Source organism: Micromonospora sp. NPDC047644, assembly GCF_040704315.1.
In the GTDB taxonomy this organism is placed as follows: Bacteria; Actinomycetota; Actinomycetes; order Mycobacteriales; family Micromonosporaceae; genus Micromonospora.
Map to the genome: position 1 here is coordinate 16,539 of NZ_JBEYSY010000008.1, position 26,031 is coordinate 42,569.

Here is a 26,031-nt window from a genome sequence, read left to right on the forward strand (position 1 = left end):
TGCTCCCGTGCTGGCCGTTCCCAGCGCGGTTGCCCCCGCGCTGCGGCGATATGAGCCATTCCAACACGTCTGGATCGGCTTCGCAACATCGACGAACATCAGCGAGGGTTCGGCCGGCCACCCGCACCCTCCTCGCCTGGGTGCTCACCGCCGGCACCGACGCCGGGTCTCCCGGAACGAGAACCGCGGCGGGCGAAACGGGGATTGGATATGGTCGGTATAACCCGATTAGCCGCCTTCAAGGGGAAACATGAGTCGCCTGCCGTACGTGAACCCCGCCGACGCCCCGGCACCGGTCCGCGAGACGTTGCAGGCCGCGCTTCCGCTGGGCTTCTTCCGCGTCATGGCCCACGCCGAGACGGCGTTTCCGGACTGGATGCGCTGGGGCGGCACGCTGCTCAGGGACCTGGCCCTCGACCCGCTGCTCCGCGAAATCGCGATCCTGCGAGTCGCGCAGTTGAGCGACGTGACATACGAGTGGGTCCAGCACGAGCCGATCGCCCGCTCCGTCGGCGCCACGGACGAGATGATCCACGCGCTCGGCCGCGACGAGATCGGGGACGACTGTTTCACGTCGGAGCAACGGATCGTCCTGCGCTTCACGACCGACGTCGTCCGTGACGTCCGCCCGCCCGACGCCACCGTCACCGCGCTGACCGGGCTGCTCTCCCCGCGCGAGGTGGTCGAGCTCCTGATGGTGATCGGGCAGTACATGATGATCGCCCGGGTCGCCGCGGTGGCGGACCTCGACGTCGACAAGCCGATGGGCGCCGCCGTCTACGGTGCGCGGGCCTGACTAATGTCATGAGTGCCTGTGCGCACCGCATCGAAGGTCGTGACTAAGCGCACTGGAGCCCACCACGTCCCGTCGATGAGACTCGATTCGACGCCGGAACAAGAGCCGGCCGAGTTCGAGAGGCGGCGAGACGGTGGACGAACGCTACGACAGCTACTGCGCCGCGGATCGGTTGTTCTACGACTCGCTCGGCAGCGCCGTCGCGCAGCCCGTCTTCCCGGCCGCCGAACGACCGGTTCCGACCGGCTGGCGTCGTGAGCCGCTCGACGACTGGCTGATCTACGCGCCGGACGGCGGCTCGCTGCCGCAGCAGGGCTGGAAGATTCATGTGTCGGCGGGCCTGGCGAACGCCGAGCGGGTGCTGGACGCGGTCTGGAACTACTGCGTCCCCCGTGGCCTGTCCTTCAAGTTCCTGCGCGGGCCGCGCACGCTGCTGCTGCGCAACTCCAAGTACGCCGCCCGGGCCGCCAGCGGCAAGTTCGTCACCGTCTATCCGCGCGACGACGCGGAGCTGGAGCTGGCCTGCAAGGAACTCGACGAGCTGCTCACCGGCGAGACCGGGCCGTACATCCTCAGTGACCTCCGCTACGGCGCCGGCCCCGTCCACGTGCGCTACGGCGGCTTCGCCGCCCGCTACTGCCACTCGCCCGACGGCCAGGTGGTGCCGGCGATCGAGGACGACTCCGGCACGCTGGTGCCGGACCGCCGCGAGCCCGTCTTCCACGTACCCGCCTGGGTCACGCTGCCCGACTTCCTCGGCCCGCACCTGGCCGCCCGCAACGACACCAGTACCAACGAGGTGCCGTACCGGATCGAGCGGGTGATCCACTTTTCGAACGGCGGCGGGCTGTACGTGGGCAGGGACCTGCGCACCGACACCGAGGTGGTGCTCAAGGAGGCCCGACCGCATGCCGGCCTGGACGCCGACGGCACCGACGCCGTCGCCCGGCTGGCCGGCGAGGCGCAGGCCCTGCGGAAACTCGCCGACCTGCCGCAGGTGCCTCGGGTGCACGACGAGTTCGCCATCGGCGAGCACGGGTTCCTCGCGCTCGAGTTCATCGAGGGCCGACCGCTGAACAAGGTGCTGGTCGACCGGTACCCGCTGATCGACGCCGACGCGACCGACGGCGACCGGGCGGAGTACGCCCGGTGGGCCCGCCACACCTACGAACAGGTCGAATCCGTCGTGGCAGCGATCCACGAACGCGGTCTGGTCTACGGGGACCTGCACCTGTTCAACATCATGATCCGACCGGACGACCAGGTCGCCCTGGTCGACTTCGAGGTGGCCGCCCCGATCGCCGGGCACCGCCGACCCGGGCTGCGCAACCAGGGCTTCGCGGCCCCGAGGGACCGCAGCGGACCGGCGGTCGACCGGTACGCCCTGGCGTGCCTGCGGTTGGCGCTGTTCCTGCCACTGACCCAGCTCGTCCGGCTGGCCCCGGCGAAGGTGACTCACCTGGCCGACATCATCGCCGCGAACTTCCCGGTGCCGAGGTCCTTCCTCGATCCGGCGGTCGAGGAGATCACCGGTGAGCCGCGTGTCACCGCGGAACCGCAAGGGAATCCCGGCGTCGACGACTGGCGCCCGTCGCGGGACGGGTTGGCGACCGCGATCCTGGCCAGCGCCACCCCCGAGCGCGACGACCGGCTCTTTCCCGGTGACATCGAACAGTTCCGCAGCGGCGGTCTCAACCTCGCTCACGGGGCGGCGGGAGTGCTGCACGCGCTCGACAAGAGCGGCGCCGGACGGTGGCCCGAGCACGAACAGTGGCTGGTGCGGCGGGCGACAGCGCCACCGTCCGGCACCCGCTGCGGCTTCTACGACGGGCTGCACGGCGTCGCCTACACCCTCGCTCACCTCGGACGCCGGCAGGACGCGCTGGACGTTGTCGACATCTGCCTGCGGGAACCCCTCGACGGGCTCGACCACAGCCTGGCCAGCGGACTGTCCGGGATCGCGCTCAACCTGGCCGAGATGGCCGCGCGTACCGGTGAGGTGTCGCTGCACGACGCCGCGTGGCGGGCCGCCGAGCGTGTGATCGGGCAACTGTCCGACGACCCGGGCCCGGACGTCAGCGGCGGACGAAACCCGTACGCCGGGCTGCTGCGCGGCCGGACCGGACCGGCGCTGATGCTGTTGCGGCTCTACGAGCTCAGCGGCGACGACGAGTTGCTGGGGCACGCCGCCACGGCGCTGCGCCAGGATCTACGCCGGTGTGTGCTGCGCCCGGACGGTGCCCTGGAGGTCAACGAGGGCTGGCGCACCATGCCCTACCTGGCGCACGGCAGTGTCGGGATCGGGCTGGTCCTCGACCAGTACCTGCGTCACCGGGCCGACGAGCGGTTCGCCGAGGCGAGCGCAGGGGTCCGCCGGGCGGCGCGCTCACCGTTCTACGCGCAGTCCGGGCTCTTCGCCGGTCGGGCCGGCATCATCGCCTACCTCGCCGCCTCGACCGACCCCGCCGACCGCCTCGAACTCCGCGCGCAGGTGGACCGGCTGGCCTGGCACGCGCTGCCGTACCGGGAAGGGACCGCCTTCCCCGGTGAGCAGTTGTTGCGCCTCTCCATGGACTTCGGCACCGGCACCGCCGGCGTGCTGTACGCGCTGGCCAGCGCGCGGCACGACCAGCCGCCGGCGCTGCCCTTTCTCGCGCCCCTGCCGGGCGCGGACAGACTCCCTCGCGACAGCGGGGGCGACCCGATCGGCGAACGGATGGAAGGGAGGTGAACGACATGGCACTTCTGGACCTCCAGGGCCTGGAGATGGCTCCGGCCGACCGTACCGGTGGCGGTAGCCGGGCGAGCCTGCTGCTCTGCGGCGACAGCTCGCTCTCCGTCACGACCTGCAACTGATCCACGCACACGTGGGGCCCTGGGTGGGTAGACGTGCCCACCCAGGGCATCCGTGTACCAACGGGAGGACCGATGCCGACGTTCGCCGCGGGGGACAGGCTGCTGCGGCAGACGGTCCTGGCGGGCGGCGGCTGGACGGTCGCACTCGCGGCGGTCGCGCTGCTCGGCGCGGCCGCCGAGCTGTTGCTCCCCGCGGTCCTCGGGCGCGCCGTCGACGCCGCCCTCGACGGCGGCTCCGCCGGGTGGGCGGTGTCCGCCGGCGCCCTTGTCGTCGTCCTCATCTGCGTCGACACCCTGACGGACCTGGCCAGCGGGTTCGGTGCGGCGCGCGCCACCGCCGGGCTGCGCCGGAGTCTCCCGCGTCACCTGTTCGCCGTGGACGTCCGCGCCACCCGCCGGTACCCGGTGGGTGACCTCGTCGGCCGACTGGTCGGCCAGGCCGCCGACGCGGGACAAGCCGGCAACGCGGTGGTCCTGGCCACCGTGGCGGTGCTTCCGCCGCTCGGCAGCGTCGTCGCGCTCGCCATCATGGAACCGGTCCTCGGAGTCACCCTGCTCGCCGGTCTCGGCCTGCTCGCCGTCCTCATGCGTGCCTTCGTGGCCGACGCCTCGACCGCGACCGCCGGGTACCAACGGGTCCTCGGTGACATCGCCGGCCGGCTGTTGGAGTCGCTCAGCGGTGCCCGGACCATCGCCGCCGCCGGCACCACCCGCCGCGAGGAGGACCGGGTGCGGGCGGCCCTACCGGAGCTGGACCGGCACGGCCGGCGGACCTGGGGACTGCTGGCCCGGGCGAGTGCGCGCACCTCGGCCGTGGCGCCGCTGCTGAATCTGAGCGTCATCGCGGTCGGCGGGTACGCTCTGACCGCCGGCTGGCTCACACCGGGTGAACTGGTCGCCGCGGTCCGGTACGCGGCCATGGGCGCCGGGCTCGGTGCGGTGCTCGCCACCCTGAACCACCTGGTCCGCAGCCGCGCGGGAGCACACCGGGTCGCCGAGCTGCTGACACAGCCCACCACGCCGGTGGGCGATCGGCCCCTCCCACCCGGCGGCGGTGCCCTGCGACTGCGTGGGGTGTGCGTGCACGCCGACGACGGGCGACCCGTCCTGGACGGCGTCGACCTGGACGTGCCGGCCGGCGCGACAGTGGCCGTCGTCGGGGCGTCCGGTGCCGGCAAGTCGACCCTGGCGGCCGTGGCGGGACGCCTGTACGACCCCGACCGCGGTGAGGTGCGCCTCGACGGGGTGCCGCTGCGGGACCTCGACGCGATGGCGCTGCGCCGGGCCGTCGGCTACGCCTTCGACCGGCCGGTGCTGATCGGCGTGACCGTCCACGACGCGATCGGCTTGGCGCTGCCGGTCGACTCGGCGGTCCCGCCGGCCGACGGAAGCCCGGCCACGCCGGCGGTTCTGCGGGCGGCCCGGATGGCGGCGGTCGCCGACGTGATCGAGCGTCTGCCCGGCGGTTACCGCACCCCACTGGCGGACACACCGCTCTCCGGGGGCGAGACCCAACGCCTCGGCCTGGCCCGCGCGTTCGCCGCCGAACGGCTGCTCATCCTCGACGACGCCATGTCCAGTCTCGACACCGCGACCGAACACCGGATCACCGAGGCGGTTCTCGGGCGCGCCGGGGGGCGTACCCGACTGGTGGTCACCCACCGGACCGCGGCGGCCGCGGCCGCCGACCTGGTCGCCTGGCTCGACGGCGGCCGGCTGCGCGGCCTGGCGCCGCACCGGCAACTGTGGGCCGACCCGGACTACCGTGCCGTCTTCCAGCCGGCCGGCGGTTTGTCGTGAGCCGTCCCGGCGTACGACGGGTGACCTGGCGGGCGCTGCGGGCCCGCCGGTGGGAACTCGCCGGGCTCGGCGGCTGGTCGGTTGTCGAGTCGCTGCCCGCGCTGCTCGCCGGTTATCTGGTCGCCCGCGCCGTCGACGAGGGTTTCCTGGCCGGAGGTCTCCTCACCGGTCTGGCCTGGTTGGGGGTCCTCGCCGTGGCCGTGCTGGTCGGCGCGGCAGCCACCGGCCGGACGTACCGGAGCCTCGGCGCGGTGGTCGAGCCGTTCCGCGACGAGGTGGCCGCCCAGGTGATCCGGGGCGCGCTCCGCGACGCCACCAGGGCGGGTGGCCGCCCGGACAGCGCCGCCGTGACCCGGCTGACCCACCAGATGGAGATCGTCCGCGACACCTTCGCCGGTCTGCTGATGGTGACCCGCGGCTTCCTCTTCTCCGCCGGCGCGGCCCTGCTCGGCCTGCTCGCGCTGGCGCCGGTCGTGGCGGCGCTGGCATTCGCCCCGCTGGTCGTCGGTCTGGTCGTGTTCCTCGCCGCGCTGCCGTCGATGGTCACGCACCAGCGCGCCTACGTCCGGGCCGGTGAACAGCTCGGCCAGTCCGCGGCGACCGCCCTGGCCGCTCACCGTGACGTGCTGGCCTGTGGCGCCCAGGCACGCGTGTCGGCGGAGGTGGAACGCTGGGTGTCGGCGCAGGCCGCCGCCGAACGCATGCTCGCCCGGATGGCGGCGATCCGCAGCCTCAGCCTCGGCATCGGCGGCTGGCTGCCACTGCTGGTGCTGATGGTGACCGCCCCGTGGCTGGTCGAGCGTGGTCTCACCGCCGGCGCGGTGCTGGGCGCGCTGATCTACGTCTCCACCGGGCTGCAACCCGCCCTGCACACCCTGGTGCAGGGCCTCGGTGGAGGCGGGCTGCGCTACGCGGTCACCCTGGAGAACATCCTGCGCGCTCATCCGGCCGCCGACGACCCGCTCCCGTCAGCCCTCACCAGACGGGCGCCCCGCTGCCGACCACCCGCCGGCCCTGCCGATCGGCCGGCGGCCGTCGAGATCCGGGGACTGACCTTCAGCTACGGCCCGCGCGCCCGGCCCGTCCTGCGGAACTTCTCGCTGACACTGGCCGACCAGGATCATCTCGCCGTTGTCGGCCCGAGCGGTGCGGGCAAGTCCACACTGGCCTCCCTGATGGCCGGCATCGTGCCGTCGCAGGCAGGCACGGTCCACCTGGCCGGCACGAGGGTCACCGAGATCGAGCCGGCCGACCTCGCCCGGATGCGAGTGCTGGTGCCCCAGGAGGCGTACGTCTTCACGGGCAGTCTCGCCGACAACCTCCGCTACCTCCGACCGGACGCCGACCACGACACGCTGGAGGCCGCCCTCGACCTGCTCGGCGCGCGTCCCCTGGCGACCCGCCTGGGCGGCCTGGACGCGCCGGTCACGCCGGCCCTGCTCTCCGCCGGCGAGCGGCAGCTCGTCGCGGCGGTCCGGGCCTGGCTGGCACCCGCCCCGCTGGCGGTCCTCGACGAGGCGACCTGCCACCTGGACCCGGCGCTGGAAGCGACGGTCGAGGCCGCCTTCGCCCGGCGGCCCGGCGCCCTCGTGGTGATCGCGCACCGGATCAGTTCCGCGTTGCGGGCCGGACGGGTGCTGGTCCTCGACGGCGACGAGCCCGTCCTGGGGACGCACGAACAGTTGATGGCCCGTTCGGCCACCTACCGGGTGCTCGTCGGCTGCTGGGACGACCCGGTGGTGCCGTCCCCGGCGGCGACGGCGCGGCAGAGCTGAACCCCGCGCGGCGGCGCCGGTCAGATCCAGCCCGCTTCGCCGGCCATCCGCACGGCCTCCACCCGGGTACGCGCGCCCACCTTGCGGGCGATCCGACCGAGATGGTTGCGGACGGTGCCGCGGGTGAGCCCGAGCGACTCCGCCACCTCCGCGACCGGCGCACCCGCGGCCGTCAGCCGCAACACCTCCGTCTCGCGGCTGGTCAGTGGGCCGTCCGAGTGCAGCGCGGCGACCACGAGATCCGCGTCGAGCACGGGCTCCCGGCGGGCGAGCCGGCGGATCCCGTCGATGACCCGCTGGGGGGCGGCGTCACTGCGCAGGATGCCGACTGCCCGGGTCGGGCACAACATGCCTCGCAACCGTCGGGCCCGATGCGGGTGCGCCAGCACCAGGACGGGACACCGGCCGAGACGGTCGGGATCGACTCCCTCGACGAAGTCGAGGTCGGCCACCACCACGTCGGGGCTCTGCGCGCGGACGGCCGCGGAGACCTCGTCGCCGCGATCCACCTCCGCCACGACGCGAATGTCGTCCTCGGCGGCGAGGACGAGCGACAGCGCACCCAGAACCAGGGCGCCGTCCAAGGCCAGCAGGGTACGGATCACGACGAACCTTCCCGCACTCCGACAATGATCACGGTACGTCAATATTCAAACACGCATCCGGTGGGGTCGCACGGCGACGGGTGGGTTCGGACATCGCCTCCGAACCCACCCCCGACGGCTACAACCAGCCGTTACGCCGCGCGTGCGACACCGCCTCCAACCGGTTGCGCGCCCCGGTCTTACGCAGAATCACCGACAGGTGATTGCGCACCGTTCCGTGTGCCAGATAGAGGCGGACGGCGATCTCCTTCAGGGGCAGACCGTCGGCCGCCAACCGCAGCACGTCCATCTCCCGAGGCGTCAACGGCATCTCCGGAGGGCTCAGCGCCGCGATCGCCGCGGCGGGGTCGATCGCGCGCTCCCCGACCGCGAGCGCGCGGATCGCGCGCACCAACTCGTCCAGCGAGCTGTCCTTCCCGACCAGGCCGCGCGCGCCGGCTGCCAGTGCGGCCTCCACCAGCGCCGGGCTCCACCGAGGGCTCATCGCCAGCACGGCGGCGTGCGGCGCCTCGACGTCGATGCGGGCGACCACCTCCACCGGGTCGGGCAACTCCGGTGTCAGTGCCAGCACCACCACCTGCGGTCGGCACCGCCGGACCACCGTCAACAGCTCACCGACACCCTCGACGTCGGCGACCACCTCCATGTCCTCCTCACGTGACAGCGCGGCGCAGAGCGCCCCGCGGAGCAAACCCATGTCCTCGGCGACGACAACGTGGATCACCACGTCTTCTCCGATCTCCGGTACGCGTCACGACGACCACCGATCCCGGAACGTCCACGGGTCGTCGGGGCGGTCGTGCGCTACAGACAGGTAGGTATCGGCCCACGGCACCGTCACGGCGGACGGGCGCGGACACGAATCGACCGACCAGCGGGGAAGCAGGCGCTGCGGGCACCAGTCACCGGGGTCGGTCGGCAGGCCTCAGCCGGGGCGGGTGATCGGGGAGAGGGTTCGGCTCTCGACCAGGAGTGGCACGAGATCGGCGGGCGGCCCAGCATCGACGTGCGACTGCCTCTCGAGCGGCCGGGCCAGCCCAGGCCCGGGTGTCGAGCCATTGTCGACGCAGGCGACATCCTCGTCGGCGGGCGTGACCGGTTGACCAGAGAGCACAGCCTGCGGGGCCAGCGGTTTCGGGCGTGCGGCGAGGTGCCCCGTCGGGACCGCGGCACGCGCGGCGGCAACGGCGGACATCGGCGGTGGCGCGGCCGGCATCGGCGGCACTGCGGCGCGTACCGGGGCCGCCGCCGGACTGACCGGCGTCGGACCGGCCGGTGGCGTCGGCGCTGGCAGTGCGGGAGCCGTCTCGGTCACCGGGACGCCACCCGGCCCGGGTGCCGGGGGACCGGGCAGTGCGGGTGTCGTCGACGGGACGACCACCTCGCCGAGAGCCGGTGGTAGAACGGCGTCGGCGACCCGGAGGAGTGTCATGACGACGGGCCTGATCGGCACTCTGCTCACGACGTCGACGACGTACGGCAGTGCGGCGGTGATCGGGCCCACCACCGGTGATTCGCCTGGTAAGTGCAGCGCGGCCGGCGGGGGCGCGGCGGTGGCTGGCTTCCGTGGTGGATCCGCGGCCGGCTGCGACAGCCCGACGCGGTGAGCTGGGCGATGAGCCGTGCGAGCGACGGCGGCCGGCCGCAGCTTCTCGCGCTCCGCCGCCGCGCGGGGTGGGACGGGTGCGTCGCGCCTCGACGTGCCCGTCAAGCCGCGAGGCTGCGTCGCGGGTGGCTTCTCACGGGGGGCGGCGGCATCGCCGGTGGGCCGTGCCAGTGGGGTGCGGACCTTGTCGCGTCGACTGTCGTCGGCAAGTCGAGTGTCGTCGGCAACCGGCGCCAGGTGGCGGCCCTGGTGGGGGCGCTCGGCGACCGTGAGCCGCGTGACCGACTCGACCAGAACGCCGACCGTTCGATGAGGCTCGTCACCGGACCCGCTGCGCATTCCGTTGGCGGCGGCCGGGCCCTGGAACAGGACGGCCACGACGAAACCGGCGCCGGCGGCAGCCGCGATCAGCACCAGCAGCCGGGCGAGCCTGCGCAACCGGCTGGTCATGAGCGGCGCGGATCGGCCCGGCGCAGACGCCGACGCGGTCTCGGTGACGGGACTTCGCACGCGGGCACGACCCCTTCCCTGTGGATTGCTGACCCATAGTAGCGATGTGCTCACGTAGCCGCATCCGGTGGGAGTGCGCAGCTTGGCGGATCCGGGCGCGCACCAGGTCCGCAGTGGAGGCCGGCTGCTGACCGTCGTGCTGTCCCTGCTCATCCTCTGGTGGGTCCGCCGACGACTGCTCTGACCAGGCGCACTCCTGAATCAACCGCTGGGCCGGTCGAGCTGGTGGAGTCGGCCGGTTTCCAGGTGGGAAATGTCGCCGTCGGAGTCGAGGGCGGCGTCGAGCAGCTGCGCGAGCGAGGTGCCGTACACGGGGACGTCGGCGGGCTCGTCGATCAGTCGGACGAGGGCATCGAACTCGTCCAACTGGGCGGCCGTCACCCTCTCCGCTCGGCAGAGGACCCAGTGGGTCGACTGGGTCTCGTCGTCGACGGCAGCGCAGATCGTTCGACCATCGGGGAGGTCGATGATCGTCAGGAGCGACCGCTCGTCCTCGCGGTAGATCCGACGGTGTTCGGCGACCGGCAGCAGCCGCCACGTGCCGAACAGGGTGGCGGCACCGATGCGCTGGTAGAGCGCCACGACCTCGGCGGGCACGTTGAACAGGCGTAAGGGCTGTGGTGGCGTGGTCTGATGGTCGCGCACGATCCGGTCGATCACGTCGTCGATCTCCACCACGCTCGGTGCGAGGTACCAGCCGGCGATGGGTCGCAGTCCACCGTCGTCGTCCTGCGCGACGCCGACCAGGCCGCTGTGCAGGGCGACTGCCCGGTTTTCGCCTGCCACCCGATCGTTGACATTCACTGTGACCCGCGACAACCTTGCGGGGACCTGATCGGTGCGGAGCCCGGCCCCCCGGTAGAAGCCGCGTCCGTCGATTGTCGCGTCGCGCGGCTCGTCGATGGGCAGCTCCAGCAGCGGGTTCGGTCGGTCGAACATGCCCTCACCGCTGAGGTACGGGTACAGGCGCGCGGCCCAGCCGGTGACTACGTCACCGCCGTACGCGTCGACAGGGTTGTAGATGCGCCGCCAGAACGCCACGTCCTCATCCCCTGCCGCGGCGCTGACGAACTGGTCGACGATCGGCGCGAGCGAGCGGCACCACTGCTGCAGGCCGAACCCGGCGAGCGCGTCCACCCGCGCGCGGATCTTCTGCCAGTCAGCCACATCTCCGGTCAACGTGATCGAGGGGATTCCACACACGCATACCAGCCACAGCGAGAAATACGGCGAATAGGCGTCGAGCAGGGAAACTCGTCCCGCGACCCGGTCGACGTCAGTGCTGGTGGAGAAGTCGCACGCGAACAGGTCTGCGTCGGTGATCTCGGCGGCGAGCAGTTCCTGGAAGGACGCCACCAGGTCCTGCCAGGAAGCCGCGTCCTGCGGCAGCTGCCCATCGACGGTGACGGTCAGTCGCTTACGGCCGGCGTGATTCACCAAGCGGGGGCGCAACTCCTCGGCGTGCAGCCGGATGTGTTGTGCGACCCCCTGCGCGATGGTCAACCACACCGCGTCGGGGGACAACACCAGCGGGCGATGATCGGCGAACGCCCGTCCGACGGCGTCGAGCAGCGGATGCACCCCGTCGGGCACGAGCACCGGCAACGTCGGATCGCCGCCAAACACCAACGCGTCATCGAACAGTTCGTTGAGCGGCCGGGTAGGCAGGCGCACGGCCGCGGGACTCACCTCGTCGACCGGGAAGGTCACCATGGCGGGACTCTAGCGCTCCTTCGTCCGGACCGACGCCCGCCCAGTCAGCTTCAGGCCTGCGCTTACTCGTGGTCGTCGCAGGACTCGCCGGTCGCCGTCATCGCGACGGAACCTGATCTCAGAAGCTGCTGACCAGCTTCACGAACGCCTCATCGATCTTGGTGGGATCGGTGGCGTCGAAGGCCTTGCCCGACGACGCCTTGGCGATCCGGTCCAGGGTGGCGAAGTCCGACTCACGGTCGAAGGCGATGCAGAAGACCTTCACCGGCCGCTTCGGGTCGAGGGCGACCTCGGCGAGCAACCCGGCCAGGTCGTTGTCCCTGATGTACTCGTTCTTTCCGTCGGTCAGCACCACAATCGCGTTGATCCGCTGCGGGTCGTACCGGTCGAGCAGTTCTCTGTGCGCGGCCCGGATCGTCGCGTAGAGCGCGGTACTGCCCGCGACCTGCAGTCCGGCGATCTTGCTGTTGATCCGCTTCTGATCGAACCCGCCGAGAGGGACCTCCTGCCGGTACGGGCTCTTCGGCTGCTGCTGCGTCTCCGAGGAGAACGACCAGAGCCCCACCCGGTCTTCGGTGTTGAGCAGGGCGAGGCCCTTGCCCGCCGCCGCCGAGGCCACCTGGAAACGGGTCCGTGTGCCGACCTTCGCCAGCATGGACCCCGAGGTGTCCAGGGCGATCAGGATGTTCGCCTTCTTGCGGAGCGTGCGCCAGCCGTCGAGCATCGCGCTCACCACCTGCGGGTCCGGTGGCTCGAAGTAGTTCAACCCGCCGGTGGGCTCGGCGCCGACACTGGTCAGCAACTCCGCCGAGGCGCGGCGCTCGTGGTCCCGGAAGCCGAGGCGGGTGAACCTCTCCTGCTGGGTGTCCTCGGTCAGGAACTTCTGGAAGTCGGCTGCCGCCGCGCGCTGCCGCTCGTCAGCGGAGGGCAACACCACGAACGGGTGGTCCAGGTTGAACGTGCCCTCCTTCGGGTGGATGGCGACCAGCGGGACGTTCGGCCGGCGGCCCCGCTCCTGCCCTTCCAGCCGAGGGCTCAGCGCGCCCGTGTTGTAGAGGTCCACCAACTCCTCCTGGAGGACGATGGCGCTCATGTCGTCCGTGCTGCCCGCGCCGCCGGTCAGGTCAGCCTCGGCGAGGCTGCGCAGCAGGTCCACCGAATCGTCGCTGTAGTGCGACACGTTCGCCTCGATCCGGCGGACGAACTGGGTGACCGCCGGGTTGGCCAGGTCGGACTCGGTCAGGTCACTGGCCCGTTGTACCGCCGCATAGTAGGTGGCGATGGTTGCCGCCAGCCCGGAGGTGGACAGGTTCGGGTTGTCCTTGCCGAAGGTGAAGCGACCCCACTCCGGCTTGCCGAAGTCGGCCCAGCCGTCCCGCCCGGAGAGGCCCAGGATCTCGCCCCAGCCCAGCGATCCGCGCTCGCGTACCAGCTCGGCCTTGGGTTGCGGCATCGCGATCACCAGCGGGCTGTTGGCGATCGACGGGTAGTGGTCCGGAGTCTGCAACTCCCGCCCGGCGGCTTCGTCGAGCAGCCGGAGCTGGCCGGTCCACAGGCTCGACGTCGGCAGCCAGACCTGGGGTTGCGGCAGGCCGGTGTGGGTCCAGCCGGTGGCCAGCGCCTCGCTGGCCTTGCCCGAGTTCAACGCGCTGACGTGCACCTGGGCGCAGCCACCGCCCTTGATCGACCGGTCGCTGCGGTTGTAGTGCTCGGCCAGGTCGACCAGCAGCGCCGCCTTCTCCGTCGAGGAGTTGACCTGGAGGATGGTGGCGCAGTCGTTGCCCGCTTCGCGCTGTCGGACGAACACGAACGCCCCGGCGATGACCACCAGCCCGGCGGTGACGGCGGCGGTGTAGGGCAACCACTGCCGCGTACGCGTAGCGGGTGGGACCATCGGGACGTCCTCCTCGGCGGGTGGCTGGTGGCAGTCAACCTATCGATCGGACGCCAGTCGGGGACCTCGACCCCGGTGCACCCGTCACCCGCGGTCGGAGCGTCCCCCGACTGCTGTCGCGACCAGCAGCCGAACCAGGTAGACCACGACGAAGGCCACCGCCCCGGTCGCGGCGGCCGGGCCGACCGCGCTCGACGCGACGTAGCCGGCGGCGGCGCCGACCGAACCGAGGAAGAGCGCGGTAGAGATTCCCCAAGCGTCCGGGGCCTCACGACGCAGCCGCCTCATCGCGCCGTCACCTCCCGCACCACCGCCGGGCTCCGTCGGCGTCAGGTGCGCCGGTCGGGTCTCAGTCGCCACCGTCGGCTGGGCCGGTCCCTGCGGCTGCGTCGCGCCCGGTTGCGGTGCCGTCGGCGTGACCTGGGGGAGCGGGTGATCCGGCGTCGGTGCGCCGGCGGTCTCGTTGCCGACCTCGAGCAGGCTCTCCCGACGTAGCGGCGCGGTGACCCTGCCGTCCTGCCGGAGCAACCGCACCAACACGCGCTCGGCAACCGGCCGGTCAGCCGGGTCCTTGGCCAGGCACTCCCGGATCAGCTCGTCCAGGACGGGAGGCAACGCCGGCAGGTCAGGCGGATCGTGCAGCACCCGGTGCATCACGGCGAAGAGCGAGTCGTTGCCGAAAGGCGGCCGACCACCGGCGGCGAAGGCGATCGTGGCCGCCCAGGCGAAGACGTCGCAGGGTGGACCGATCGCGTCGTTGCGGAACCGCTCCGGCGCCATGTACGCGGTGGTCCCCATGACCCGGCTGGAGGCGGTCTCGGTGTTGCCCAACGCCCGCGCGATACCGAAGTCGATCACCCGAGGACCGTCCTCGCCCAGCACCACGTTGTCCGGCTTCAGATCACAGTGCACCACCCCGGCACTGTGGATCGCCGCGAGCGCCGTGACGGTGCCGACCGCGAGCCGGTGCAGGGCGTTGCCGGTCACCGGACCACGCTCGCGGACGTGCCGGTGCAGCGTCAGACCCTCGATGAACTCACTGACCACGTACGGTCGCTCGCCGTCCACCTCCGCGAAGAGCACCTGCGCGGTGCAGAACGGAGCGACCCGGCGGGCGGCGGCGATCTCCTTGACGAACTGTGACCGCGCCCGTGGATCACTCAGATCGACGTTGACCATCTTGACCGCGACCCGGTCACCGGCGTCGTCCTCGCCGAGATAGACGACCCCCTGCCCGCCCGCGCCCAACCGCCCGACCAGGCGATACGGCCCAGCGGTGACCGGGTCGTGCGTCCACAGTTTCGCCAACCCTGGCACCGGCGGGCCGGCCAGCTCCGACATCGAGACTCCATCAGTGTCGCTCCCGGCCACCGGCGGCGCAGGACACGGCCATCGTGCCACGTCGGCGGCCGGCGACCGAGGACGTTCGAGCGGTGGACAGTCTCGCCCACCGCCGGGTGACCGCCCCGGTCCGACACGGGAGGAATGCGCTTGTGTTCGTCGGTCCTATCTGGAGGGTGAGCGGTGTACCGTCGCCGCATGACGGTGCTGCAGGAGTTTGTCGCCGCTCTTTCCAGCGGCCGGATCCAGGTTGTCGACCTCACCGCCCCGCTCTCGGACCAGACCCCGATCCTGGGTCTGCCCGAGCAGTTCGGCCAGACCTGGCCGTTTCAACTCAGCGAGATCAGCCGGTACGACGACAACGGTCCGGCCTGGTACTGGAACAACTTCTCCACCGGCGAGCACACCGGCACCCACTTCGACGCGCCGGTGCACTGGGTCACCGGTCGACAGGGCGCCGACGTCTCGCAGGTTCCGGTGAGCCAGTTGATCGCCCCGGCGGTGGTGATCGACCACTCCGCCGACGCTGCCGAGAATCCCGACTTCCTGCTCGAGGTCGAGCACGTCAAGGCGTGGGAGGCGGAGCACGGTGCCCTGCCCAGGGGTGGCTGGCTGCTCTACCGCACCGGGTGGGACGCGTACGGCGACGACCCGGAGCGGTACGCCAACGCCGGGCGTACCCCGGGCATCTCCGTGGAGTGCGCCCGCTGGCTGGCCGAGGAGTCACCGATCCAGGGCGTCGGGGTGGAGACGGTCGGGACCGACGCGGGTGCCGCTCACTCGTTCGATCCGCCCTTCCCGTGCCACTCGTTCCTGCTGGGTCAGGACAAGTACGGCCTGACCCAGCTCCGTAACCTGGCGCAGTTGCCGGCGACCGGCGCGGTGGTGATCGCCGGGCCGCTGCCCATCGTCTCCGGGTCGGGCAGCCCGTGCCGGGTCCTCGCGCTGGTCGAACGGTAGGCCGGAGCACCGATGCGGGTAGCCGAGGTGGTCGGTCGGGTGCTGTACGGACACGGCGCGCGGCACGTCTTCGGGGTGGTCGGCAGTGGCAACTTTCATGTCACGAACGCTCTGGTCGCGGCCGGCGCCCGGTTCGTGGCGGCGGCCCACGAGGGCGGCGCGGCGAGCATGGCCGACGGGTACGCCCGCACCGCCGCGACGGTGGGGCTGCTCTCGGTGCACCAGGGCCCCGGCGTCACCAACGCGCTGACCGGCCTCACCGAGGCGGCGAAGAGCCGTACCCCGATGGTGGTCCTGGCCCCGGAGGCGACCGCGCCGCGGTCGAACTTCTTCATCGACCTGCCGGCACTCGCCGCTGCGGTCGGGGCCGACTTCCACCGGGTACGCGCGACGCAGGCGGCCGAGGACGCGGGCGCGGCGTACCGGGCCGCCGCCCGGGGCGCGACAGTGCTGCTGGGCCTCCCGTTGGAGGTGCAGCAAGCCGTGACCGAACGCTGGTCCGGCCCGGTCCCCGCGACCGTGCCGACCCCGGTCGCCGCCCCGGACGTCGAGCCGTTGCTGGCCGCGCTCCGGGCCGCCCGTCGACCGGTCTTCATCGCCGGTCGGGGCGCCCGGTCGGCCCGGGAACCGCTTATCCGGCTCGCCGACGCGTGCGGCGCGTTGCTGGCGGTCTCCGCGGCGGCGAAGGGGCTGTTCGCCGGGGACCCGTGGAACCTCGACGTGGCCGGCGGCTTCGCCACTCCGCTCACCGCCGAGCTGATCGGCGGGGCGGATCTGGTGGTCGCCTGGGGCAGCACGCTGAACATGTGGACGACCCGGCACGGCGAACTGATCCCGCGCGCCGCGGTCGTCGTCCAGGTCGACCGGGACCAGGGCGCATTCGGGGTGAACCGTCCGGTCGACCTGACGGTGGCCGGCGCGGTGTCGACCGTCGCCGAGGCGCTGCTCGCTCGGCTGAGCGTCGACGCCGCCGGGCCCGCGGGCGACGGGACCGGCGGGTGGCGTACGCCGGAGCTGGCCCAGCGGATCCGCGACCACGGCCGCTGGCGGACCGTCCCGTACCAGGACGAGAGTGCGCCGGCGCGTCCCGGCGCACCGGCGACGATCGACCCGAGGACCCTTTCGACCGCCCTGGACGACCTGCTGCCGGCCGACCGGACGGTGGTGGTCGACTCCGGCAACTTCATGGGCTACCCGTCGATGTGGCTCGACGTGCCGGACGTGGCCGGATTCTGTTTCACCCAGGCGTTCCAGTCGGTCGGGCTCGGGCTGGCCAGCGCGCTCGGCGCGGCGGTCGCCCGCCCGGACCGGCTCACCGTCGCCGCGGTCGGCGACGGTGGCTTCGTCATGTCCGCCACCGAACTGGTCACCGCCGTCCGGTTGGCGCTACCCCTGCTCGTGGTGATCTACGACGACGCGGCGTACGGGGCGGAGGTGCACCACTTCGGCCCGGACGGGCACCCATTGCAGACGGTCACCTTCCCGGAGACCGACCTGGCCGCGATCGCCGGCGGCTACGGCTGCGACGGGTTGACCGTCCGGACCGTCGACGACCTGGAACCGGTACGCCACTGGCTCGCTGGTCCTCGTACCCGACCGCTGGTGATCGACGCCAAGGTCAGCGCCGCGCGCGGCTCGTGGTGGTTGGAGGAGGCGTTTCGTGGCCACTGAGCCACCGTTGCCGGCCGGTCGCCGGCTGGTCGACCCGATCATCACCACGTTCGGCCCGGACCTGGCGGTCGTGACCACCCGGTTCGGGTACGACGGCACGGCCACCACCGGGCGGCAGACCCAGACCTGGGTACGCCTGCCCGTCGGCTGGCGGATCGTCACCGCGCACGTCTCCGTCTCGGCCGCGGCCACCGACTGACGCCGTACGCGCCGCCCGGGTCCTGCTCCGGGCGGCGCGTACTCCGACCTGGCTAGGTGCGCCTGCTCCACTGCTGGTTGGCGCCGCCGTGGCAGGCCCAGAGGTGAAGTTGTGTCCCGTTGGCCGTACCCGATGCGATGGCGTCGAGGCACAGCCCCGACTGGACGCCGGTGATGGTGCCGTTGGCGTTCAGGTTCCACTGCTGGTTGGCCTGGCCGTTGCAGTCCCAGATGATGACCGCGGTGCCGTTGCTGCTGCCCGCTCCGCTGGCGTCCAGGCACTTGTTGCCGTACACGGTCAGCGTGCGGTTGGCGGTGTAGGTCCAACGCTGGTTGGTGCCGCCGTGACAGTCCCACAGTTGCGGACGAGCACCGTTGGTCGTGCTCGAGTTGGGAATGTCGATGCACCGGTTGGCCGGGCTGCTGGCGATCAGCACGTTCTGCTGGCCGGGCGGCGGGGTCGACGGCGGGGGAGTGGTGGGTGGCACGGTGGACCCGAACTGGGCGAAGAAGTTCCACACCTCCTGCTTGACCCAGCTCCGTGCGCCGCTCTCACAGCCGGCGCAACCGTCCACCGGGCCCTGCTGGTGGCCACCGTCGAAGGCGGCCCAGAGCACCGGGTATCCGGGCTGGCAGGAGTACGCGGTGGTGATGTGGGTCAGGCTGCCAGCCCTCGGCTCGGGCGGGCTCTGTGCGGCGCATCCGTTGTTGCGGACGAACCGGTCGCGCAGCGACCGTCCGCTGGGGATGTTGTCGTTGATGCCGTGGATCCCCAGGTACGCGACCGGTCCGGTGCCGCCGCTGCATCCACTGATCGCCCCCGGGGCCGCGATGGCCGCGACCGCCCGGAACACCGTCGGTCGGGAGCACGCCAACGAGTAGCTCATCGCGCCGCCGTAGCTGAACCCGACCGAGAAGCGTTGGGTGGTGTCGACGCAGAGCGCGTTGTCGATCATGCGGATCATGTCGTCGGTGAAGGTGACGTCTTCACCGTTGGAGTTGCCCCAGCCGTTGTTGAGGCCCTGTGGGGCGACGAAGATGGTGCTGTTGTTCGCCTGCGACTGCATGCCGTAGTAGGCCCACGCCGCACCGTCGCTTCCACCCGAGGCCACCTGACTGGCGGTGCCGCCCAGCCAGTGGAACCCGAAGGCCAGCCGGTGGGCGTAGGTGTTGTTGTAGCTGTCCGGCAGCCGGAGGATGAAACTGCGGGTCTTTCCGCTGCTCTGGATGGTGTGGGTGCCACTGTTCAGCCCGGGCGCCTTGCCGCAGCCGGCGGTGGTGGCCGCCGCCGCCGGTGCGACGGTCGTGAGAACGTACATTCCGACGGCGATCAGGACCATGACCGCCATGGCTGCGCCCAGCCAGGGGCCGGAGAGTTTGCGAAGCGGCACGGTCGCGCCTCCCTGCGGGTTGTCGAACATCCGTTGGACCGGTCCCCGCTGCGGGAACCTCGTCGGGCTCAACTCCGGCTCCAGCGTTGGTTGGCCGCGCCGGTGCAGTCGGAGATCTGCACGCGCGTGCCGTTGGCCGTGCCGTTGCCGACCATGGTGAGGCAGCGGCTCGAACCAACTCCGGTGATCGAGCCGTCGGCGTTGAACCGCCACTTCTGGTTGGACTGGCCGTTGCAGTCCCAAATGATCACCGAGCTGCCGTTCGCGGTGCTGGCGCCGTTGACGTCGAGGCACTTGCCGCCAAAGACGCGCAGTTCCTGTGCGGCGGTCGAGGTCCAGCTCTGGTTGCTCTGACCGTGGCAGTCCCAGATGATCGCCGCCGCGCCGTTGGCCTGCGAGCCGCCGTTGACGTCGAGGCAGCGTCCGGAGGACGTGCTGCGCAGGGCCGACGTGTCGCTCGACGGCGGCGGGGTGGTCGGTGGCGGGGTGGTCGGCGGCGACGTGGGATCGGTGCCGCCGAACTGGGTGAAGAACCTCCACACCTCGCCCTTGGTCCAGGTCCTGGCGCCGCTGTCTCCGCCGCCGTCCACCGGGCCGGGGGTGTGCCCGCCGTCGAAGGCTGCCCAGACCACCGGATAGCCGGACCGGCAGCCGGAGTAGGTGGTGGTGATGTGGGTCAGACTGCCGGCCCTCGGTTCGGGTGGGCTCTGGGCGGTGCACCCGTTGTTCTGGACGAACCGGTCACGCAGGGACCGTCCGGCGGAGATGTTGAGCACCGAGTCCCCGAGGCCGTGGATTCCCATGTACGCGACCGGCTGGGTCCCGCCGCTGCACCCGCTGAGCTGCCCACCCGAGTAGACCGCGACAGCGCGGAAGACACCCGGCCGGGAACAGGCCAGCGAGTAGCTCATGCCCCCGCCGTAGCTGAAACCGAGCGCGAAACGCTGGGTGGTCTCGACACACAGATCGGCCTCGATCAGGCTGATCATGTTGTCGACGAAGGTGACGTCCTGACCGCCGGGGTTGGCCCAGCCGTTCCCGTTGCCCTGGGGAGCGACGAAGATGGTGCTGTTGTTCGCCTGCTGCCGTAGCCCGTAGTAGGACCAGGCCGCCCCGTCGGCCCCGCCGCCGTCGACATCGTTCGCGGTGCCGCCGTTCCAGTGGAACCCGAAGATCAACCGGTAGGGGTGGTTCCTGTCGTAGTTGTCGGGGATCCTGAGGATGAAGCTGCGGTTCTGGCCGTTGCTCTGAATGGTCCGCTGGCCACTGGTCAGCGTGGGCGCCTTGCCGCACCCGGCCGTCGCCGCGGCCGCTCCGATGTCCGCGGCCGACGCGGTGGTGCTCAGGCCACCGGCCAGTGCCCCTGCGCTCACGGTCACGACGACGGCCGCCGCCGTCGCGAGCAATCCAAGGATGGGTCTACGTCTTGTCATGAAGGGGCTCCCGCCATTCGGCACGAACTGGTTGAAAGGGGTCCACGGCCGACCGGCTCATCGACGCAGGTTTCCGCCGCTGGTCTCGCCGCCCACGCGGGACCACCCGACGATCGATTCGACAGTGGTCACCTCGTGCGCCCAAACATCACGAGACCGTTCGACCGACGGTGCCGGAGCACCTGGCTCGGCGTCGAATCGATTCGTCCCGACGCTAGATCGAGCAGTGAAAGATGTCAATGCCGTGTCCGGCAGGTTGCGACCCGGTCGGGTCGGTCAGGCGCTCGTGAGATCAGCCGCGCCGAAGGAGACCGCGAACCGCTTGCACCAGATGGAGACGCTTCGGAAGTCGCCTGGATTCACCGATGCCGGCAGCTCGTACACCTGGTTGCCCTTGTTGCCCTTGAGCTTGGCCAGCTCGACCCATTCGCCGTCGTCGAACACCCGCCAGCCGGCCGTGCCCCGGATGACCGGTTGGTCGGTCAGCCACACTCGCAGGTCCGGGCCGTTCGACGTGTCCAGGTCGCGGATCACGAGCTGGTGGCGCCCGTCGGCGAGCCGGTGGATCTCGGCGCTGCCGGTCGTCCGGTGCTCATGCGTGACGAACTCGCCGGCGGTCAGGATCTCGTTCGCCGCCGGGGTGGATGTCGACGCCGCAGGGGCCGGAGTGGCTGCCGACGCCGCCGGGGCCGGGCTCGCGGACGACGGGGTCGGGGTGACAGATGTCGTCGCGATGCCGGGAACAGCCTCGTCGACGTAGGTGTCGGTGACGAGCTTCCACGGCTGAAACCAGTACAGGGCCAGCGTCGACACCACGACAGCACAGGCGAGACCGGCTCGGGCCACCGGCGACCGGAACATCCGTTTTCCCATCACCGCAGCGTACGGCCGCAGCCGTCGTCGAACTGTTCGCGAACCATTTCGGAACTCTTACGACGGTCACGCCAGCGCCTGTTCGCACCGGCAGCCTTCCCGGCCCTCCGGCAACGTCTGCACCGCGTCGCCGAGCAGGAGGCGCAGGCGCTCGATGTTCCGGGCGAAGACCGCGAACACCTCCTGCTGAGTCACGCCCTGACCGACCTCGACGCCCGAGTCGAGGTCGGTCACCAGGGAGAGCGCGGTGTAACACAGTGCCAGTTCGCGGGCCAGCACCGCCTCCGGGTGACCGGTCATGCCGACGACCGACCAGCCCTGCCGGCCGTACCACAGCGACTCGGCACGGGTGGAGAACCGGGGCCCCTCGATGACGACCATCGTTGCCCCGTCGACCGGCTGCCAACCGGCGGATCGGGCGGCGTCGAGGACCGTGGCTCGTCCGACCGGACAGTAGGGATCGGCGAAGGGAACGTGAACGACCGGGGAGGGCTCCCCGTCCGCGCGCGGCTGTCCGTCGTAGTAGGTCTGCTCCCGGCCGCTGGTTCGGTCGACCAGTTGGTCCGGTACGACGAGGGTCCCCGGGCCCAGATCCGGTCGCAGGCCGCCCACGGCACCCGGTGCGAGCACCTGGCGGACGCCGAGCGCGCGCAGCGCCCACAGATTGGCCCGGTAGTTGATCCGGTGTGGGGGGAGGGTGTGCCGGCGTCCGTGGCGGGGCAGGAACACCACCGGCCGCCCGCCGACACTGCCGACGGACAGCGCGTCGCTCGGCGGCCCGTACGGTGTGTCGACGGTGACCTCGGCGACGTCGTCGAGGAACTCGTAGAACCCGGATCCGCCGATCACGCCGACCGGTGGGCGACCGGTGGTGCTGATGTCTCCCGCTGACATGTTTACCCCTCCTGGACGAACAGTGAAGAACGACTGGGCCGGCTCAGCGACGGTCGGCTCGTCGGCTCGCGACACGTCTGTCGACGGTGGTGGCGACGACCAGGACGACCACGATCACGGTCCAGACCACCGCCAGCCCGACAGCGAGCCCCAGCGGGTAGTCGCGGTCCGGTAGGCCCGGGTTCGGCGGCGCCGAGGGTGGCCGCCACAGCAGGGGCACCGCGATCAGCAGCAACGTGGCGCTGGCCAGCAGACCCGCGACGATCCAGGCCAGGCGTAGGCGGTTCCTCACCAGTCGGCCCAGCGCCAGCCCGACCAGTCCGACCAGCGGCGCCACCAGGACGTCGTGCAGCACCGGGCCGCCGATCAGCCACGGCAGGGCGGTGTCGAGCTGGGGGAGGAGCAACCAACCGCCGTACGCGGTGACCGCGGCACCGACCACGAACAGGATCAGCCGGACGGTTCTCACCGCAACACCTCCAGCCGTGCCACCCACTTGGTCTGCAGGACGCCCGGCCGGCTCGGCGCGATGAGTCGGCAGGGGTAACCGTGGTCGGGCGACAGTTGCTCGCCGTTGATCCGCAGGGCGAGCAGGGTCAGCGGGTCGCGGGCGTGGGCCGCGGGCAGTGTGCTGGCCGCGTACAGGCCCTCGGTCTCCAGGGAGGTGACCCGAACCGGTCGGCCGGTCGGTGCGCCGGCCCGGCGCAGCAACTCGACGACGGGCACACCGGTCCAGCGGGCCGAGGCGCTCCAGCCCTCGACACAGGCGATCGGCAGTTCCGCCGTCAGTTGCGGCAGGGCCGCCAGGTCCGCCAGGGACAGGCTGCCCCGCCCGCCCGGCCAGACGATCTCCAGTCGCCAGTCCGGGGGAACGGCGATGTGCGCGGCAGCGGCCGTGCGGTTGATCGGTACACCCTGCGGCCCGGACGCGGAACGCCACGCCAGCGGTGACACCCGACGTAGCCACGGCACGGTGACCCCGGCGGTGGCCAGCACGGCGATGCCGGCGACGCCCGCCGAGGTACGCAGGAACGCGCGTCGCTCGGACGAGTCCCGGTCGTCAGCCCCCGGTGTCGCAGCCCGCGGCGCTCTGCTGCGCCGCAGTGGGGTGCCCAGCGCCGCGCGAGCGATCGGGAGCTTCACCGCGATGTGCAGCAGCATCGCGCCCGCCACCAGCCAGGCGACCGCGTAGTGCGCCGTCGGGAAGAAGAACCCCCACGGGTACGACTGGGCGACGTTGAACAGGCCCGTGACCAGTTCGAAGAAGGCCGCGCACACCAGCACCAGGACGGATATCCGTTCGAGGGCGTGGGCGGTCAACCGGATCGGCTGACGTAGGGGCGGACGGACGAACAGCCGGGGGTAGACGCCCCACAGCTTGGCCAGCAGCAACGGGATCGCGGCGACACCGGAGAGCACGTGAACGCCCTGGGTGACCCGGTACAGGTCGACCGGTCGGGTCGGCCAGGTGAACCAGCCTGGCGGGTGCTGGATGTAGTGACTCAGCAGGCCGGTGCCGAAACACAGCCCGAACGCCACCCCGAGCCAGAGACCGAGCCGCGCGGCGACCAGCGGTGAGTGCGTGGGTGCGGTGAAGTCCTCGGGTACGGGGACGCGGGGCCGGCGGATCATGAGCGCGCCAACTCGGCGAACCAGCGCGGACCGAACCGGAAACGGTCGACGACCCGCAGGCCGGCAGCGGCGGCGGCTACTGCCACCGCCTCCGACCCGACCCGCGCCCAGGCAAACACCGGTCCGCGCGGTTCCCGATCGCCCGACGACCCGGACACGACGTACGCCCGCCCCTGCCACAGCCCGACCCCCGGGGGTTCCACCTCGACCACCAGCGTTCCGTCGGCCGCGATCAGGGTGCCGCACCGGCGCAGCAGGCGGACCGGGTCGCCACCGATGCCGATGTTGCCGTCGATGAGCAGGGCGTGCGCCCACCTTCCCTCCCCGGGAAGGGGTTCGAAGACGTCGCGTCGCAGGGCGACCACCCCGCGGCCCTGGGTCAGGCGAACCGCCTCGGCGGAGATGTCCACCCCCAGTGCGACGAGGCCGCGGCGAGCGAGCGCCATGGTCACCCGTCCGGGGCCGCAGCCGAGATCGATCGTGGGCCCCGTGCAGCGTGCGGCGACGGACTCGATGGCCGGCTCCGGTGACCCGTGCCAGCGCCGTACCGGCAACAGGTCGCGTCGCCCGTCGGTGTGCACCAGCCAGTGGTCGGGTTGGGTGGCAGACCTCGGGCCGACCGGTCTGCCACGGGCGTCATCGTCGGCGGACCAGCCGCCGATTCTGCTCAGCACCACATCGAACCCGTCGAGGCTGACAGTCGAACTCACCGGGGGTGTCCGCTCAGCAGTTGGCCACCCACCGACGCGACCGCATCCGCGAACCGGGTGCCGGGTAGGTCGGCCGCGACGGCCAGCGCCGTCGACCAGTCGTCGACGTCGCGCTGCACGGGCAGGATCGCCGGTTGCACGCCGTGCCCGCGCAACGCGGCGAGGGTGCGGCGTCCGGTGTCGTCGGTCGACATGGGTACCTCGCGTACCGCGCTCGCGTACCTCGAATCGCGTAACCCGAGCGCCCACCAGCCGCCGTCCAGCGCCGGCCCGAACACCGCCTCGTGTTCGGCGAGCCGGTCCAGCGCGGTGCTGAGCAGGGCCGGCCCGATCTGCGGGGTGTCCATGCCGATCTGCAGCACCGGCCGGCCGGGAAACGCCGCGGCGGTGTCGGCGTGGGCGTTCGCGATGCGGTCGGCGAACGTGTCGCCGCGTTGCGGAAGCAGGTGCCAACCCGCCAGCGCGGCGGTCAGCTCCGCGCGGTACTCGGCATCAGCGAATCGACCGGTGTGGGCCAACACGGGAATGGTCGAGGCGGTGGCGCGCACCGCCGCGAGGGTGTCCAACAGCGACGCCGCAGCGATCCGGGCCGCCTGGGTGGGATCGGCGGGCGGGCAGAGGCGCGTCTTGGCCAGCCCGGGGACCGGTGCCTTCGCGACCAGCAGCAGGACGTTCACCGGCCACCACCGGCGGCGTCGGCGCGCAGCACTCCGGCGAAGTCCCGGGTCGCCCGCCACGTGCCCCGGACCGACCCGGAGACCTTCGACGTGGTGCCGGCGGCGCGGGGCGCGTACGCGACGTCCAGTTCGAGGATCCGCCAGCCCGCTCCGGCCGCGCGCAGCAGCAACTCCAGGGGGTAGCCGAACGCGCGGTCGTCGACACCGAGGCCCAGCAGCGCCGTCCGGCGGGCGACCCGGATCGGGCTGATGTCGTACACCGGCACGCCGCGACGCCGCAACAGGGCGGCAATCACCGCGTTCCCCGCTCGGGCATGCCATGGCCAGGCCTTCGCGGAGACCGGCCGACGACGCCCGACGGCGAGATCGGCCCGCCCGTCGTGCACCGCCGAGACGAGCCTGGGCAACTCGGCCGGGTCGAACGAGCCGTCCGCGTCGAGCACGCAGACCAGATCCGCCTCCGCGGCCAGCAGGCCGGCGTGCACCGCCGCGCCGTACCCGCGTCGCTGCTCGTGGACGACCCGGGCCCCGTGCTCGGCCGCGACGACCGGCGAACCGTCGGTGGAGCCGTTGTCGACCACGATGGCGCGGTAGCCGGGCGGTAGCCCGCTCAGTACGGCAGGCAGTGCGGCCGCCTCGTCCAGACACGGCAGCACGACGTCGATCGGTGTGTGCATACCGGCGACGCTAGGCCCG

Annotated in this window: 23 protein-coding genes; 8 read left to right on the forward strand and 15 right to left on the reverse strand. The window is 71.8% G+C overall.

Annotated features, from left to right (window positions below; genetic code table 11):
* Positions 1-250 precede the first annotated feature (250 nt).
* The 5 genes from AB0877_RS14650 (at position 251) to AB0877_RS14670 (ending at position 7,227) form a co-directional block, all read left to right on the forward strand.
* Positions 251-796, forward strand: a complete 546-nt coding sequence (locus AB0877_RS14650; RefSeq protein ID WP_366609062.1) for a carboxymuconolactone decarboxylase family protein — start codon at positions 251-253, stop codon at positions 794-796.
* Between the two features lie 133 nt (positions 797-929).
* Entirely contained in the window at positions 930-3,527 is a 2,598-nt protein-coding gene (gene lanKC, locus AB0877_RS14655) for a class III lanthionine synthetase LanKC (protein ID WP_366609063.1), read from the forward strand.
* Positions 3,528-3,532: 5 nt separating this feature from the next.
* Entirely contained in the window at positions 3,533-3,652 is a 120-nt protein-coding gene (locus AB0877_RS14660; protein WP_013734295.1) for a SapB/AmfS family lanthipeptide, read from the forward strand.
* A 72-nt stretch (positions 3,653-3,724) separates the two neighbouring features.
* The gene (locus tag AB0877_RS14665) at positions 3,725-5,452 is read left to right on the forward strand and encodes an ABC transporter ATP-binding protein (protein ID WP_366609064.1); all 1,728 of its coding nucleotides are present in this window, start codon (positions 3,725-3,727) and stop codon (positions 5,450-5,452) included.
* Positions 5,449-7,227, forward strand: coding sequence for an ABC transporter ATP-binding protein (locus AB0877_RS14670; protein ID WP_366609065.1), 1,779 nt, complete (start codon positions 5,449-5,451; stop codon positions 7,225-7,227). Before AB0877_RS14665 ends, AB0877_RS14670 begins: the two co-directional genes overlap by 4 nt.
* Before the next feature lie 20 nt (positions 7,228-7,247).
* Here AB0877_RS14670 and AB0877_RS14675 read toward each other — a convergent pair whose 3' ends face one another.
* From AB0877_RS14675 to AB0877_RS14700, 6 genes are all read right to left on the reverse strand, one after another.
* Positions 7,248-7,832 (reverse strand): response regulator transcription factor, encoded by a 585-nt coding sequence (locus AB0877_RS14675; protein ID WP_366609066.1) that lies wholly within the window; start codon positions 7,830-7,832, stop codon positions 7,248-7,250.
* A gap of 118 nt (positions 7,833-7,950) precedes the next feature.
* Entirely contained in the window at positions 7,951-8,556 is a 606-nt protein-coding gene (locus tag AB0877_RS14680; RefSeq protein ID WP_366609067.1) for a response regulator transcription factor, read from the reverse strand.
* Between the two features lie 201 nt (positions 8,557-8,757).
* The gene (locus AB0877_RS14685; protein ID WP_366609068.1) at positions 8,758-9,888 is read right to left on the reverse strand and encodes a hypothetical protein; all 1,131 of its coding nucleotides are present in this window, start codon (positions 9,886-9,888) and stop codon (positions 8,758-8,760) included.
* 261 nt (positions 9,889-10,149) lie between these two features.
* The gene (locus AB0877_RS14690; protein ID WP_366609069.1) at positions 10,150-11,661 is read right to left on the reverse strand and encodes a DUF4419 domain-containing protein; all 1,512 of its coding nucleotides are present in this window, start codon (positions 11,659-11,661) and stop codon (positions 10,150-10,152) included.
* Between the two features lie 118 nt (positions 11,662-11,779).
* Positions 11,780-13,555 carry an extracellular solute-binding protein gene (locus AB0877_RS14695; protein WP_366609070.1) on the reverse strand — a complete coding sequence of 592 codons (1,776 nt, stop codon included), beginning with the start codon at positions 13,553-13,555 and terminating at the stop codon, positions 11,780-11,782.
* 84 nt (positions 13,556-13,639) lie between these two features.
* A complete protein-coding gene (locus AB0877_RS14700) occupies positions 13,640-14,896 on the reverse strand; it encodes a serine/threonine-protein kinase (RefSeq protein ID WP_366609071.1) in 1,257 nt (418 codons plus the stop codon).
* A 198-nt stretch (positions 14,897-15,094) separates the two neighbouring features.
* Between AB0877_RS14700 and AB0877_RS14705 the strand changes: the two genes are divergently transcribed.
* From AB0877_RS14705 to AB0877_RS14715, 3 genes are read left to right on the forward strand one after another with little or no spacing between them, the layout of a single operon-like run.
* Positions 15,095-15,856 carry a cyclase family protein gene (locus AB0877_RS14705; protein ID WP_366609072.1) on the forward strand — a complete coding sequence of 254 codons (762 nt, stop codon included), beginning with the start codon at positions 15,095-15,097 and terminating at the stop codon, positions 15,854-15,856.
* A 12-nt stretch (positions 15,857-15,868) separates the two neighbouring features.
* Positions 15,869-17,527, forward strand: coding sequence for a thiamine pyrophosphate-dependent enzyme (locus AB0877_RS14710; RefSeq protein ID WP_366609073.1), 1,659 nt, complete (start codon positions 15,869-15,871; stop codon positions 17,525-17,527).
* Positions 17,517-17,726: an AtzH-like domain-containing protein gene (locus tag AB0877_RS14715; protein ID WP_366609074.1), complete on the forward strand. Its 210-nt coding sequence runs from the start codon at positions 17,517-17,519 to the stop codon at positions 17,724-17,726. Before AB0877_RS14710 ends, AB0877_RS14715 begins: the two co-directional genes overlap by 11 nt.
* Before the next feature lie 52 nt (positions 17,727-17,778).
* Here the strand turns inward: AB0877_RS14715 and AB0877_RS14720 are convergent, their stop codons facing one another.
* The 9 genes from AB0877_RS14720 to AB0877_RS14760 form a co-directional block, all read right to left on the reverse strand.
* The gene (locus AB0877_RS14720) at positions 17,779-19,065 is read right to left on the reverse strand and encodes a ricin-type beta-trefoil lectin domain protein (RefSeq protein WP_366609411.1); all 1,287 of its coding nucleotides are present in this window, start codon (positions 19,063-19,065) and stop codon (positions 17,779-17,781) included.
* Positions 19,066-19,184: 119 nt separating this feature from the next.
* Positions 19,185-20,549, reverse strand: coding sequence for a ricin-type beta-trefoil lectin domain protein (locus tag AB0877_RS14725; protein ID WP_366609075.1), 1,365 nt, complete (start codon positions 20,547-20,549; stop codon positions 19,185-19,187).
* Between the two features lie 276 nt (positions 20,550-20,825).
* Positions 20,826-21,422, reverse strand: a complete 597-nt coding sequence (locus AB0877_RS14730; RefSeq protein ID WP_366609076.1) for a DM13 domain-containing protein — start codon at positions 21,420-21,422, stop codon at positions 20,826-20,828.
* Between the two features lie 66 nt (positions 21,423-21,488).
* Positions 21,489-22,316 (reverse strand): S-methyl-5'-thioadenosine phosphorylase, encoded by an 828-nt coding sequence (locus AB0877_RS14735; protein WP_366609077.1) that lies wholly within the window; start codon positions 22,314-22,316, stop codon positions 21,489-21,491.
* A 43-nt stretch (positions 22,317-22,359) separates the two neighbouring features.
* A complete protein-coding gene (locus tag AB0877_RS14740; protein WP_366609078.1) occupies positions 22,360-22,785 on the reverse strand; it encodes a hypothetical protein in 426 nt (141 codons plus the stop codon).
* Positions 22,782-23,948 (reverse strand): molybdopterin-dependent oxidoreductase, encoded by a 1,167-nt coding sequence (locus AB0877_RS14745; protein WP_366609079.1) that lies wholly within the window; start codon positions 23,946-23,948, stop codon positions 22,782-22,784. Before AB0877_RS14745 ends, AB0877_RS14740 begins: the two co-directional genes overlap by 4 nt.
* Positions 23,945-24,532: a class I SAM-dependent methyltransferase gene (locus AB0877_RS14750; RefSeq protein WP_366609412.1), complete on the reverse strand. Its 588-nt coding sequence runs from the start codon at positions 24,530-24,532 to the stop codon at positions 23,945-23,947. Before AB0877_RS14750 ends, AB0877_RS14745 begins: the two co-directional genes overlap by 4 nt.
* A 122-nt stretch (positions 24,533-24,654) precedes the next feature.
* Complete coding sequence (locus AB0877_RS14755) at positions 24,655-25,335, reverse strand: DUF2064 domain-containing protein (RefSeq protein WP_366609080.1); 681 nt, start codon at positions 25,333-25,335, stop codon at positions 24,655-24,657.
* Entirely contained in the window at positions 25,332-26,012 is a 681-nt protein-coding gene (locus AB0877_RS14760) for a glycosyltransferase family 2 protein (protein WP_366609081.1), read from the reverse strand. Before AB0877_RS14760 ends, AB0877_RS14755 begins: the two co-directional genes overlap by 4 nt.
* Positions 26,013-26,031: the final 19 nt, after the last annotated feature.